This window comes from Frankia sp. BMG5.60, assembly GCF_059428125.1.
In genome coordinates this window covers 2028015-2042371 of sequence record NZ_CM182091.1, presented here as the reverse complement: position 1 = coordinate 2042371, position 14357 = coordinate 2028015, and the positions used below count along the sequence as shown (strand labels likewise).

Here is a 14357-nt window from a genome sequence, read left to right as displayed (position 1 = left end):
CCTGGCGTGGCGGCGGGTCTGGTCGTCCTGTTCGCGTTGCTCGGGCCGCTGGTCGTGCCAGGATCGCCCACCGCCCAGGTCGGGATGCCCTTCCTGGCACCCTCGGCGGCACATCCGCTTGGCACCGACATGATCGGGCGGGATGTGCTGGCCCGGCTGGCCCACGGTGGGCTGCCCGTCGTCGCGCTCGCGGCCGGCAGCACCGCACTGACCACCCTGGTCGGCTTCGGGGTCGGCGCGCTGAGCGGACTGTCGGGAGGCCGGATGGCGGAGCTGGTGGTCCGCGTCGTCGACATCGTCGCGGTGGTCCCGGCGCTGCTGCTTCTCCTCGTTCTCGCCACCGGATTCCCCGGCAGCGATCTGGCGGTGCTGGTGGCGGTCGCGCTGGTGAGTGCGCCGTTCTCGATCCGGGTGATCCGTGCGGCCACCGCCCAGGTCGCCGCCACCGGATTCGTGGAGGTCTCCCGCGCCCGGGGCGAACCCCGGCGCCGGATACTGCGCTACGACATCGCGCCGAACATCGTCCGGCCCGCACTCGCCGAGATCGGCCTGAGGTTCTCCGCGGCGGTCCACCTGACCGCGACCGCCGGTTTCCTCGGTCTCGGCGGTGCTGCCCCGGCGCCCAACTGGGGCCGCATGGTCGAGGAGAACTCCCCGGGAGTCGCACTGACGGTCTGGCCGTTCCTGGCACCTGTCCTGGCCCTGCTCATCCTCTCGATTTCGGTGAACGTCCTGGCCGACGGGCTCACCGCGCTGCTGGCGGACCGCCGATGACGGGCAGCTGCGCCGGCGGCCCCGTCCCCGCGGTGGCCGTTCCGGCAGCGGCTGTTCCGGTGGTCGCCGCGGGCGGGAAGCCCGACGTCACACGGCCCGCATCCGGCGACCCCACCCTGGTCGTGGTCGAGGGGCTCGTGGTCGGCCCGCTGGCCGCTGGCGAGCCGACCGTCGACGGAGTCGGTTTCACGGTGCGTGCCGGTGAGGTGGTCGCTCTCGTGGGGCCGTCCGGCTCCGGCAAGACGACCACCGCGCTCACTCTGCTCGGCTTTCAGGCTCCGGGCCTGCGCCTGCGCGCGGGGACGGTGCGCGTCGCCGGTCGCGACATGCTCGGGCCCGGCGTGGCCGGGCGTATGCGCGGGCGCACCGTCGCCTACCTCGGCCAGGCCCCGGCGGCGAGCCTCAATCCGGCGCGCCGGATCGGCGGCCAGCTCCGCGAGGCCGTCCGGGCGCGGGTCCGCGCCCCGCGGGCGGAGGTGGACGCCGAGGTCGCCAGGCTGCTCACGGCCGTGCGCCTGCCGGCGGAGCGCGCCTTTCTTCGCCGCTACGGTCACGAGATCTCCGGCGGTCAGGCGCAGCGGGTGGCGTTCGCGGTCACGCTCGCGGGTGATCCGGATGTGCTGGTCCTCGACGAGCCCACGGCGAACCTCGACCCTGTGCTCGCCTACGAACTGCGTCAGCTCATCGTCGAGGCGGTCGGGCGCCGGGCGACGGTCCTGGTGAGTCATGATCCGTATCTGGTGCGCGCGGTGGCCGACCGGGTCCTGCGCCTGGACGCGGGCCGGATCGTCGCGAGCGGGCACCCCGACGAGGTCGTGCCGGCCCGACCGCCGTGGACCCGCCGCGCCGCTGCCGCCGCTGGTGGTGGGAGTGACGGTGCTGCTGGGAGCGACGGCTCGCCGGTCGCGGTGCCGTCCCGGGAACCCGCCGCGCTTCGGGCTGTGGGCCTGAGCGCTCGGCACGGCCGCGCGCAGGTGCTGCGCGGGGTGGACCTGGCGCCGCGGCCCGGCGGATGCCTCGCCGTGGTCGGGCCGTCCGGCTCGGGCAAGTCGACGCTGGCGCGCGTCCTGGTGGGTCTGCACCCCGGCGGTCGAAGCGGTGGCGTGGTCGACCTCGACGGGGTGGAGCTTGCGCCCAGGGTGCGTGATCGGTCGGTCGAGCAGTGCCGCGGTATCCAGCTCGTGGCCCAGGACAGCGTGGGCGCGTTGAATCCTCGGGAGACGGTGGGCGCGGCCCTGGCGCGCCCGCTGCGCCCGGATCGCACGGGCCCGAAGCGTCGGGGCCGCGCCGGTCGGGACGCGGCGGAGGCGACGCGCGCCGAGGTCGAGCGGCTGTTGGTTCAGGTCCGGCTGCCGGCCGGGCACGCCGAGCGGTATCCTGCCCAGCTCTCCGGCGGCGAGCGGGCCCGGGTGAACCTGGCCCGGGCGCTGGCCTGCCGCCCCCGGGTGCTGGTGTGTGACGAGGTGGGCGCCGCGCTGGACGTCGACACCGGCGAGGCGATCATGGGTCTGCTCGCCGGGTTGCGGCGCGTGCTCGGTCTGACGGTCCTGCTCATCACCCACGACCTCGACACCGTGGCCACCTGGGCGGATCGGGTGGTCGTTCTCGACGACGGCGTGGTGGTGGAGGAAGGCGACACCGCCGCGCTGCTGTCCGATCCGCGGCATCCGACGACGCGCGCGCTGCTTGCAGCCACCCGCTGAGCGCCTGCCCCGCCCGTCGGCGGGGCGGGGCAGGCGGGCGGTGCGACCGGCACGTTGTGGCCCGGCCCGCGCGCAGGGTCAGGGCGCGAGTAGGTGCCAGCCGCGGGTGGACTCGCGGGCTCGCCAGAACTCCGCGTAGGTTCCGTCCTCCTCGATGAGATCCGTGTGTCGGCCTCGCTGGGTGATGCGACCGTCCTCGACGACCAGGATCTGGTCGGCCGTGAGCACGGTGTGCAGGCGGTGCGCGATCACCAGCAGGGTCGACCGCCGCGCGAGCCGCGCGATAGCGCGCTGGATGTGGACGTCGTTCTCCGGGTCCAGCGCCGCGGTCGCCTCGTCCAGCAGCACGATCGGAGCGTCCTTGAGCAGTGCCCGCGCGATGGAGACCCGCTGGCGCTGACCTCCGGACAGCAGCGAACCGCCCTCCCCGACCCGGGTCCCCATCCCGTCGGGCAGCTCATCCCCGTCGAGGCGTCGGCCGGCCGCATCACCGGGTTTGGCGGTCGAGCCGGCCATACCACCGAGGCCGGCCAGTTCCGCCGCCGCCCGCACCTCCTCGTCGGTGGCGTCGAGACGGCCGAGCCGGATGTTCTCCTCGAGTGTGCCGTCGAACAGGTAGACATCCTGGAAGACGATCGAGACCAGCGCCATCACCTGCTCCGAGCCGATCTCGGTCACGGGCACACCGCCGATGCGGATCTCACCGGTGTCGACGTCCCAGAACCGGGCGATCAACCGGGCGATCGTCGTCTTGCCTGCACCGGAGGGTCCGACCAGCGCGGTCATGGTGCGCGCGGGAAGCTCGAAGCTTATGTCACGCAGCACCGGCTGTTCGCCGTAGCCGAACCCGACGCCCCGGAACTGCACGTCCGTCCCGCTCGGGCGGACCGGGACGGACGGTTCGGGCAGCGCTGCCGCGCTGAGAACCTCTTCGATCCCGCGCAGGTGGCCCTGAGCGAGGCGCATCGCCGCGCCGAGGTCCGCCGCGGCCGCGAGCGGCTCGATGAACCGGATCATGAGGACGAGGGCGCCGGCGAACGTCGACGCGTCGAGGGTTCCGCCGAGCGCACGGTCGGCGCCGAGCACCAGCACGGCCGCGAAGACCAGGCGCACGGTGAAGCTGAACGCGACCAGCCCGGGGAGCGACTTCCAGGCCAGCGCCCGGTCCCCGTCATGCTGGGCGACCAGCGCCGCGTCCAGGGCCGCATAGCCCTCGGTCGTCCGGCCGAAGGCCCGCAGCACCGGCTGTCTCTGACCGAACTCGACCAGCCGGGCCGACGCCTCGTCAACGATGGCGTCGCGGGCCGCGTCGGCCCGCCCCACCGTGCGGTTGCTCCAGGCCAGCACCGCGACCATGACGGGTGCGGCGAGGGCCACCGCGGCCGCGAGGCGGGGGTCGACGATGAACAGCGTGACCACCACCGTCGCCGGGACGACGGCGGCGGTGATGACCGGGCGCAGCAGGTGCGCGGGAACGTTCATCACCGCAAGGACGCTGCCGCTGGTCAGCCGGGCCAGTTCGCCCACCCGCGCGGCGCCGAACCAGCCCAGCGGCAGCGTGACGATCCGGTCGCCGAGCCGGTGGTGCAGCACCCGCGCCACGTCTGCGCCGGCGCGGAACGCCGCGTTCTGCGCCCGCCAGGTCAGCGCGGCGTAGGCCGCGGTCGCCGCCGAGATTCCGGCGAGCCATCCCCACGCCGTCGAGGGTCGCTCGCCCAGCAGGGCGTCGAAGAACGGCACCACCAGGGCATACCCGAGCCCCTGGGCGGCGGCGGCGAAGGACAGTGCGGCGATCAGACGACGCAGCGCGGCGCCCTCGGACCGGCCGAGGACGGCCAACAGCGTTCTGATCACGACAGGGTCTCCTGTTCGGTCCGCGCGCAGGACGCGTCCCGGTCGGGCGGGACGGCCGCGGCCACAGCGGCGTGCTGGGCGTCCCACATCCGCGCGTACCGGCCGCCGAGCGCCAGCAGCTCGTGGTGGCGCCCCCGTTCGGCGACCTGCCCGTCGGCGAGCACGATGATCTGGTCGGCGTCGACGACACTCGCCAGCCGGTGCGCGATCACCAGCAGGGTGCGCCCGGCCGCCACGGCTGACAGCGCCTTCTGGATCGCGGCCTCCGCATGCGGGTCCGCATAGGCGGTGGCCTCGTCGAGGACGAGGATCGGGGGGTCGGCGAGGAGTGCCCGGGCGATGGCGATCCGCTGCGCCTCGCCGCCGGAGAACTCGACGTCCGTGCCGACCACCGTGTCGTAGCCGCGCGGCTCGGCGACGATGCGGTCGTGGATCCGCGCGGCGCGGGCGGCGCTCTCGATCCGCTCCCGCGTCGCCTCGGGGCGGCCCAACGCGATGTTCTCCGCGACGGACATCCGAAGCAGGCCCACGTCCTGGAAGACGAAGCCGACGGTCCGGTAGAACGTTCGCGGGTCGATGTCCCGGACGTCCACCCCGCCGAGAGTGATCGAACCGTCGGTGGCGTCGAGGAACCGCGGCACCAGTCGGGCGAGCGTCGACTTGCCCGCGCCCGAGCGTCCTACCAGCGCCGTGACGGTGCCCGGGGCCAGCTCCAGGTCGATGCCGCGCAGCACGGGCCGGGTCCCGTCGTAGGAGAAGGAGACGCCGCGCAGCGCGACCTGGACACCGTCCGGGGCCAGCGGCCTTAGCGGGACGCTCTGAGCGGGGGTATCCAGGACCGTGGTGACGGCCACCGCGGCGGTGCCGCCGGTCCGCAGCGCCTGCAGCCGGGTGCCGATGCCCGACACGGCGCCGGCCACGCCCGGCCCCAGCAGGGCGAACGCGACGAGGTCCGGCGCGGCGAGCCGAGCGGAGGTCACCAGGGCGGTGCCCGCCGCGAGCAGGAGCAGGACGACCACGGGGGGCGCGACGACGAGCTGGGAGGCGGTGGTGGCCGCGGTGGTGTCGGCGACCCACCGGGAGAAGAAGGAGTGGAAGGCATCCGCGGCGCGGACGAACCGCTCGTGTGCGACGCGGGCCCGACCGAAGGTCTTGATGACCGCGATGCCGTCCACGAACTCGACCACCCCGCTGTTGATCTCGGTGGCGGCGTGGGCGTAGTCGGCCATCTTCGGGCCGACCCCGGCCATCGCGCGGGCGAACAGCCAGATTCCCGCCAGCAGCGGGACGAGGCAGAGCAGTGCCAGCCGCCAGTCGACGCTCAGCAGGTAGGCCAGCGCCGTCACCGGGACGACCACGACGGTCGTGACGTCGAGCAGCGTGTGGGCCACGAGGTAGTGCATCGCGTGCACGTCGTCGTGGACGACTTTCTTCACCGTTCCGGAGCCACGGATCGAGAACCATCCCAGGGGAAGGCGACCCAGCCGATCGGCGAGGGCCCGGCGCAGGCTGAGCTGCAGGGCCGCGTCGCCGAGATGGGTGAGGGTGACCGCGGCCGCTCCCGTGAGCAGGCCGATCGGAGCGGCCGCCCCGCAGACGACGACGGCACGCCACACCCGCCCGTCGTCAACCGGGGACTCCAGCAGCATCCTGGCTATCTCGGCGACCGCGATCAGTGGCACCACCCCCACCGCGCTGGAGGCGGCCTGGAGGGCGACCGCCACCGCCAGTCGGGCGCGCAGCGGCGCCAGCAGCCGGCGCAGGGCGGTGAACGCGGTGGGCCGGACCTCGTTTTCGCTCACGGGTGCACTCACAGCGCACCTTCCTCGTAGTCGCCGTCGTCGGTCCCGACGCCGAGCTCGCCGAGTTCGGCCGCCAGCCGTTCCACGGTCGGTGCGGCCAGGAACCGCCGGATGGCGACCTCGACGCCGAAACGTGCGCGCAGCTGACCCACCAGCCGGAGCGCGAGGATGCTGTCTCCGCCCAGACCGAAGAAGTTCGCGTCCCGGTCGAGGACATCGGTGCCGAGCAGGTCACGCCAGAGCGCGGCCACGACGGACTCGAGGTGGCCGGTGGGCGGCGTCGCTGAGGAATCTCCCCGGATGCCGTCCAGCTGGTTCAGCACGGCTCGGTCGACCTTGCCGTTCGCGGTCAGCGGCAGCGCGTCGAGCAGGGTGAGGCGAGGCGGGACCGCGTAGGCGGGAAGCCGTTCGGCCAGGAACGTGCGGGCCTGCGTCAGGGTCCAGGCGTCCGCCGCAGTGGTGTCCTCTCGCGGGTCGGCGGCGGCCCGCCGTTCCAGGAACGCGTGCAGCGACCGGCGCCGAGGTTCCCCGACCGCGACGACCGCGGCCCGGCGGGCGTCGGGGAACGCCTCCAACGCCGCCTCGATCTCGGCGAGCTCCAGACGATGACCGCCGATCTTGACCTGGTGGTCCATCCGGCCGAGGAACTCCAACGTGCCATCCGGCCGGTAGCGGCCCAGGTCACCGGTGCGGTACCACCGGCAGCCTGATGCGTTGACGAACCGTTCCGCGGTGCGCCCGGGGTCGCCGCGATAGCCGCGGGCGACACCACGCCCGCCGATCCACAGCTCCCCGGGCGCCCAGTCCGGCCGGTCGCGTCCCCGCCCGTCGACAACCCGGTACCGCTGGTTGTCCAGCGGGAAGCCGTAGGGCACGGACCGCCAGTCCGGCCCCGTCCCTCCGGCGGTCTCGAAGGCGTTCGACCAGATGGACGCCTCGGTGGCGCCGCCGAGAGCGACCAGGCGACATCGTCGCTCCTCCCGTTCCCGTAGCCGGTCCGGCAGGTCGAGCCCGACCCAGTCGCCCGAGACCAGGGCCAGGCGCAGCCCGATCGCAGCGGTGTCCTCCTCGGCCGCGATGAGAAGCATCTCCAGCAGGGTCGGCACGGTGTTCCACACCGTCACGCCGTGGGTTCGGGCGAGCGCCAGCCAGCGGCCGGCGTCGCGGCGTTCCTCCTCGGCGGGCAGCACCAGCGCGCCGCCGACGCCGAGGAGTCCGAACAGATCGAAGACGGACAGGTCGAAGTCGAGCGCGGACAGCGCGAGCACCCGGTCGTCGTCGCCGAGCCCGAAGCGACCCGCCACGTCGGCGACGGTGTTCGCGGCGGCGTCGTGGCTGATCTCGACGCCCTTGGGGATGCCGGTCGAACCGGAGGTGAAGATGACGTAGGCCGGGTTGTCCGGATCCACGGTGACCGGGGCGGCCAGCGGAGCGTGGCCGCGTGCCCGAGGAATCGTCACGAGCCGCGGGACCGGTCCGTGGTCGGCGGCGGCCGGGTCGCCGATGAGGAACCGGATGCCCGCCTGCTGGTGCATCGCCGTTCGACGCAGCGCCGGCTGCTCCACCCCGATCGGCACATAGCAGCCGCCGGCCGCCAGCACGCCGAGGACGGCGACCACCTGGTGCGGGCCCTTTGGCAGGGTGACCGCGACCGGCTCGCCCGGTTCGACGCCGTCCTCGACGAGGGCCGCCGCCAGCCGCAGCGCCTGGTCGCCGAGCTCGCCGTAGGACATCGACCGCGTCGCACCGTCGGTCTCCCAGACCAGCGCGGTCCGCTCCGGTGCCCGCTGTGCGGCGGCGAAGGCGGCGGCGTGCAGCAGCCGGGGGGGCCGGTCGACCGCGGTCGCGTTGACCCGGTCGCGGACCGCGCGCTGGTTCACCGGCAGCGGATCCGGTGGCGGTGTGGACCAGTCGTGGTCGGCCAGCCAGGCGAGCAGGCGGATGTAGGCGTCGAACATCGCCTTGCACACGCCGGGGCGCAGCAGACCCACCACCGTGTCCCAGCTGACCTGCAGACCGCCGCGGACCGGGAGCACCTGGTTGTCCAGGCACACCTGCGGGGCGGTGGAGATGCCGTGGACCTGTTCGGGAAAGCCGTCGGAGAGGTCCATGGACACCCCGTCGCCCACCCCGATCGCGCTGGTGAACACGACCGGCATCGTCTGCATGCCGCCGGTCGCGCGGGCCAGCTCGCGCAGCAGCCAGGTGGGGGAGACGTCGCGGTGGTCGAGATCGGCGCCGAGGCGGCGTTGCAGGTCGGCGGCGGCGGCGAGCCAGTCCCCGTCCGTGCCCGGCCGGTAGTCCGCGAGTGAGAGGGTGGTGAAGTCGCCCAGCACCCGGTGGATGTGGGGATGAACGTCCTGCCGGTTGAACAGTGTCAGGGTCACGGTCAGGTCGGGACTGTCGCTCCAGGCTCCGAGTACCTCCGCGTAGGCGGCGAGCAGGACCGTCGAGGGGGTCAGGCCGTGGGCCCTCGCGCGGTCCCGCAGGGCGTTCCAGGACGCCGGCGGAAGCCAGTGTCGCAGCCGCGTGAACCGTGGACTGGTGATCTGGGCCGGGTCGAGGGCTGTGGGCAGCCTCGGCGCGGGGGGCAGGTCGGTCAGCCGCCTGCGCCAATGAGCCTGGTCCGTCTCGACCGCGCGCGCGTCCGGCCGTAGCTGCATGACGTAGTCCCGGAAGGAGACCTGCACGGGTGGCAGTGCGGGATCTTGGCCGTCGGGGGTGTGGTAGGTCCGGTCCAGTTCCGTGAACAGGGTCATGATCGACAGGGCGTCGAAGACGATGTAGTCGAGCCCGACGGTCAGCCGCAGGCGGGTGCGTCCGCCGGTCCGATAACGCACCGCGCCGACCTCGAACAACGGCCACCGGGTCAGGTCGACCTGGCGATGCGAACTTTCGGCGCGCGCTCGTGCGAGCGCGACCTGCGCTTCATCGTCGGTCACGTCGGTCACGTCGATGAGGTCGATCCGCACCGGGGGTGTCGTGGGCAGGATGCGCTGATGGCCGTCCTCGTCGAACACGGCCCGCAACATCTCGTGCCGGGCGACGAGGGTGTTCCAGGCACGTTCCAGGCGGCCCAGGTCGAGGTCGACCTCGGCGGCGTCGAACTCGCTGTAGTGCCAGGTCCCGACGCCGCCGAGGGGCAGTCGACTGTCACGGCCGACCCAGTAGGCGCGCTGGACGTCGGTGGGCGGGAACGGCTCGTGCCGCCGGTCCTCGTCGGCGACGAGTGGCCGAGTCGCCGAAGCCCCCCCGGCGCGGGGTCCGCTGCCGGCGCCGTCCAGGTCATCGGCGTCCTTCGCCGTCTGCGCGTCGGCAGGGTCGACGAACCGCAGGCCCGCGGCGAAGGAGGCCAGCGTCGGCGTGGCGAACAGGTCGGCGAGCCGGGCGCCCGTCAGACCCGCTGCCCGCAGCCGGCCCAGCAGCGTGGTCGCCAGCAGCGAGTCGCCGCCGAGGGTGAAAAAGCTGTCGGTCCGGTCGACGGTGTCGACGCCGAGCAGGTTCGACCAGATCACGGCGAGTGCCCTCTCCACGTCGCCGCGGGGCGGGTCGGTTCCTGCGAGGCGTCCGTCCATGCGCGCGGTCAGCTCGGCGGCGAGGGCGCCACGGTCGAGTTTGCCGTTGCCCGACAACGGCAGGTTCGGCAAGACCACCAGATGGTCGGGGCGCATCGCGACGGGGAGACGATCATTCAGCCAGTCGGCGAGCTCACCGGCCTCGACGACGTCGGTCAGCGCGTCGAGGCCCACCGGGTCCGGCGGGCACACGACGAGCCCGATCCTTCGGGCGGCGGCCTCGAGAACGGTGGCCGCCGCGTGTCCGACCTGCGGATGTGTCCCCGCCGCTGCCTCGATCTCGCCGAGTTCGATGCGATGGCCCCGTACCTTGACCTGATGGTCGGCGCGACCGACGTACTCCAGGACGCCGTCGGGCCGGTAGCGCGCGAGATCGCCGCCGCGGTACCAGCGGAGCCCGTCGTGCCGGACGAAGCGGTCCGCGCTGCGTTGCGGGTCTCCCCGGTAGCCGCGGGCGACGCTCGCCCCGCCTATCCACAGCTCGCCGGTCACCCAGTCGGGGCAGTCATGTCCCCGCGGATCGACGACCCGGGCCCGGACGTTGTCCAACGGCACACCCCAGGGCATGGAGGTCCATCCGGGCACGTCGGCGTCCGAGTCTGGTGGGACCTCGAACCAGGTGGAGTGGATCGCGGCCTCCGTCATGCCGCCCAGGGCGACGAACCGGGCCTGCGGCACCAGGGCGCGCAACCGCGCGGGCAGGTCCAGCCCGATGTGGTCGCCGCCGAGCAGGACGGCTCGCGGGAGCGGACGGCCGGCGTCCCGCGGCGGCGCGCCGGACTGCTCGGCCGCGGTCAGCAGCATGTCGAGCAGGGCGGGCACGGTGTTCCAGATGGTCACCTCGTGCTCGGTCACCGCACGCCACCAGGCGTGCGGGTCGCGTCGGTGTTGCTCGCCGACCAGTACCAGTGCCCCGCCCGCGCTGAGCAGTCCGAACATGTCGTAGACGGACAGGTCGAAGTCGAGCGCCGAAACCGTGAGCGCACGGTCCTCCCGGTCGACGCCGAGCCGGGCGTTGAGGGCGTCGATGGTGTTCGTGGCGGCGGCGTGGCTGACCTCCACCCCCTTGGGCTGTCCGGTCGACCCCGAGGTGAACAGGATGTAGGCGAGGGCGGCGGGGTCGACAGGCACCGGCGCGGTCAGCGGCGCTCGTGTGCGCGCGTCGCCGAGCAGCGCGGGTGTGGGGCCGCCGGCCGCCGTCACCGCGGCGAGGTGGTCGTCGTCGGTGAGCGCGATGACCGCCGCGGACCGGGCGTGGAGGGCTGCCCGGCGGAGGGCGGGCTGGTCGAGGCCGACCGGCAGGTAGGCGGCGCCCGCGGCGAGCACACCGAGCACGGCGACGACCTGCCCGGTGCCCCGGGGCAGCGTCACCGTCACCGCGTCCCCCGGACGGACTCCGCGTTCGGTGAGCAGCGCGGCGACCCGCAGCGCGGCCCCGGCGAGCTCGCCGTAGCTCGTGCGCCGATCACCGTCGATGATCGCGACCTGGTCCGGGTCCGTCTGCGCCCGGGCGAACACGGCACCGTGCAGGGTTCGGGCCGGCCGGTCGACGTCGGTGGCGTTCACCTGGGCGCGCACGCGCACCGCCTGCGCGGGCACGAGCGGGCCGACCGGCCGGTCCCAGGCGTCGTCATCGTCGATCAGCTCGTCGACGAGGTGTCGGTAGGCGCCGAACGCGGCGTCCGCGGCGCCGGGGGAGAGGCTGTCCACCCGGACGTCCCAGTTCAACAGCAGCCCGCCGTCATGCTCGGTGACCTGGGCGTCCAGCCAGACCTGCGGCCCCTGGGAGATGATCCACGCCGGCCGGCCGAAACATCGCTGCACGGCGTCGGTGTAGATGTCGCCGAGTCCCAGCGCGCTGGTGTAGACGACCGGCGCGAGCACGGGTGCGCCCGCCTGCCGGGACAGGTCCCGCAGGACCTCCACCCCGCCGTACGCGCCGCGCGCGATGGTGGCCGCGAGGGTCGACTGAACCGTACGCGCCCGGGCCACGAACGGCAGGGGAGTGCTGACGTCGACGTCGACCAGGACCGAGCTGGAGAAGTCGCCGACCAGGCTGTCGACGTCGGGATGCAGCGCCTCGCGGTCGAAGAGCGGGAGGTTGAGCAGGAACCGGGGAGTCCGGCTCCACGCACCGACGACCTCCGCAAACACGGTGGCCAGCGCGGCCGCCGGGGTGATGCCGCGAGCGCGGGCACGCCGGATGAGACGCTGTCGCCGGTCGGCGTCGATCCAGTGGTCGAGCCGGGTGCTGCGGGCCGGTGTCCCAGGCCTGCCCGCATCGGGTCGCAGCGGCAGCTCGGGCGGGCCGGGCAGGTCGGCGAGCCGCTCGTGCCACCAGCGGCGGGCGCGGTCCCGCTCCGGAGCGCGCCGTGCCCGCCTCTCGGCCAGGTAGCGGGGATACCCGTAGGTGATCGGCGGCAGCGGCTGGTCCGGCGCCTCGTAGCGTCGACGCAGGTCCTCCAGCAGGATGCGCATGCTCAACGCATCGGCGACGACCATGTCCAGGTCGATGTGCAGGCGCGTCACACCCCCGGGCAGCAGGGTGAGCGCTATGTCGAGGACCCCGCCGGCGGAGAGGTCCATCGCCCGGTGGGTGTAGTGCTCGCGCAGATCGGCCAGCCGGCGGTCGACCTCCGCCGGGGGAAGGTCCCGCAGATCGCGGACGGGGAGAGCGACGTCGGCGGGCGGCGGAGCGATCCATCCCTGTCCGTCGTCGGTGACCCGGGCGCGCAGCATGCCGTGCCGGCTGACCAGATCGGCCACGGCCGTGTGCAGCCTGTCGGGATCGACTGCGGCGCCGTCGAGCTCGGTGTAGAAATGCGCGGCCACGCCGCCGAACGGCTGGCCGGTCTGCCGGCCGATCCAGTACGCGTGCGCCATGGTGGCGAGGTCGAACCGCTCGGTGTCGCCGTCCCGGGACGCGGGTTCGAGACCAATCCGAACCGCGCCGTCGCCGGAGGGGCGTGCGGGTTGGGCCGAACCGTCCCAGGCCGCGCGCAGCGCCTCCCACCGGCGCAGGGTGGGCTGCTCGGCGAGTTCGTCGAACGCCGCGTCGATGCCCTGACGGCGCCATGTGGTGACGAGCTGGATCAGGGTCAACGAGTCCAGGCCGAGGGAGAACAGATCCTCGTCGGGGTCGAGCTCGTCGGGCGGTAGGCCGAGCGTGCGGGCCACCTCGGCCCGCAGATGGCCGGCATCGTCGGGGACGAGGGTGGTCACGCTCGAACACCTCCGGCGTCCGCCGCGACCAGGTAGGGGGCGATGCTGGCCAGCTTCTCGCAGGTCTCGGTGTACTCCCGGTCGGGGCGGGAGCCGGCGACGACGCCAGCGCCGGCCCGCAGCCAACTGCGGCCGTCCTGGGTGAACACGGCGCGCAGCGCCAGGGCCGCGTCGAGGGTTCCGTCGTGCCCGACCTGGAAGACGGCCCCGGCGTACAGCCCGCGCGCGCCGGGTTCGAGCTCGGCGATCTCCTGGCATGCGGCCGCTTTCGGGATGCCCGAGGCCGTCACGGCGGGGAACAGCACCCCGAGTGCGTCCCAACAGGTCGCGCCATCGCGCAGCCGCCCTTCGACGTGCGAGCCCAGGTGCTGGACGCTGCCGCGTGCCCGGACGGACATGAAGTCGCGGACCGCGACGCTGCCGGGCTGGCAGACCGTCCGCAGCTCCTCGTCGGAAGCCCGAACGGAGATGGCGTGCTCGTAGAGCTCCTTGGGATCGGTACACAACTCACCGCGGTTGATCCGGTCGCGGTCCCCACCCAGGCCGAGTGCTCTCGTCCCGGCCAGCGGCTGGGTGCGCACGAACCCGTCGGCGTCGACCTCGGCGACGGTCTCCGGGCTGAACCCGGTGGCGCGCATCCCCGGCAGGTCGAGCAGGAACGTTCGTGCGGGTGTGTTCGCCCGGCGTCCGTGCAGACAGGTTCGGACCAGGTCGACCTCGAAGGGAACCGGAACCCGCCGCGAGAGGATGACCTTGGCCAGGTGTCCGGCCTCGATCCGCTCGACGGCCCGCGCCACGGCGCCGCGGTAGGCGTCGCCGTCGGGTGTGTGCACGTCGACCGGCGTCCTGTTGCCGGCCGGGGGGCGGTCGCAGGACGCGCCGGGCAGCCGCGCCGCTATGTCGAGGACGCGGTCCAGGGTCCTGTCGTCCACCGCGCGAACGTCGATCGAAGTTGTACTGATCCGCGCCTCGACCCTCGGGACCACGAGCTGTGCCAACGGCGCCGGATCCGCGCCAGGGCGCGCAAGGGCGACGGGCCGCTCGTGTGCCTGCGCGCATTCGAACGCCAGCCATCCGTAGCCGCGCCAGTCCACGACAGGAAGGCCGGCGGTGAGCTCCGCCAGCGCGCGCAGCGGGGACCCTGTGTACGGGTGTTCGATCCGTTGATCGCCGTAGCGGACCACGGCTTGGTCGTGGTAGATCGAGACAGCGCACAGCACCCCGGCGGCGTACCACCAGTCGTCGCCGCGTTCGTACAGGACGCAGTGCTCCGCGACTCCGGCGGCGGCCAGGGTCGTGGCCAGCGCGGCGGTATCGAACCGGCCGCGGGTCGACCGGGTCCGGTAGACAGCCGGTTCGCTCGGCGGCGGCGCGGTGTCCAGCAAGGTCGTCACAGGTGATCGTCCATCCGGAGCAGGGTCGGGGGG

Annotated in this window: 6 protein-coding genes; 2 read left to right on the top strand and 4 right to left on the bottom strand. The window is 73.5% G+C overall.

Features of this window, described 5'->3' with window-relative positions; all coding sequences use genetic code 11:
• Positions 1-6 precede the first annotated feature (6 nt).
• Positions 7-774, top strand: a complete 768-nt coding sequence (locus AC5R91_RS08130; RefSeq protein ID WP_495396542.1) for an ABC transporter permease — start codon at positions 7-9, stop codon at positions 772-774.
• Positions 771-2477: an ABC transporter ATP-binding protein gene (locus AC5R91_RS08125; RefSeq protein ID WP_495396541.1), complete on the top strand. Its 1707-nt coding sequence runs from the start codon at positions 771-773 to the stop codon at positions 2475-2477. Before AC5R91_RS08130 ends, AC5R91_RS08125 begins: the two co-directional genes overlap by 4 nt.
• A gap of 78 nt (positions 2478-2555) precedes the next feature.
• Here the strand turns inward: AC5R91_RS08125 and AC5R91_RS08120 are convergent, their stop codons facing one another.
• From AC5R91_RS08120 to AC5R91_RS08105, 4 genes are read right to left on the bottom strand one after another with little or no spacing between them, the layout of a single operon-like run.
• Positions 2556-4331: an ABC transporter ATP-binding protein gene (locus AC5R91_RS08120; RefSeq protein ID WP_495396540.1), complete on the bottom strand. Its 1776-nt coding sequence runs from the start codon at positions 4329-4331 to the stop codon at positions 2556-2558.
• Complete coding sequence (locus AC5R91_RS08115; RefSeq protein WP_495396539.1) at positions 4328-6145, bottom strand: ABC transporter ATP-binding protein; 1818 nt, start codon at positions 6143-6145, stop codon at positions 4328-4330. The genes AC5R91_RS08120 and AC5R91_RS08115 overlap by 4 nt, the downstream gene beginning before the upstream one ends.
• Positions 6142-12930 (bottom strand): amino acid adenylation domain-containing protein, encoded by a 6789-nt coding sequence (locus tag AC5R91_RS08110; protein WP_495396538.1) that lies wholly within the window; start codon positions 12928-12930, stop codon positions 6142-6144. Before AC5R91_RS08110 ends, AC5R91_RS08115 begins: the two co-directional genes overlap by 4 nt.
• Entirely contained in the window at positions 12927-14324 is a 1398-nt protein-coding gene (locus AC5R91_RS08105) for a salicylate synthase (protein WP_495396537.1), read from the bottom strand. The genes AC5R91_RS08110 and AC5R91_RS08105 overlap by 4 nt, the downstream gene beginning before the upstream one ends.
• Positions 14325-14357 lie beyond the last annotated feature (33 nt).

Coding starts and splice junctions, on each gene's coding strand:
- AC5R91_RS08125 (WP_495396541.1), top strand. CDS start 771: ATGACGGGCAGCTGCGCCGGCGGCCCCGTCCCCGCGGTGGCCGTTCCG.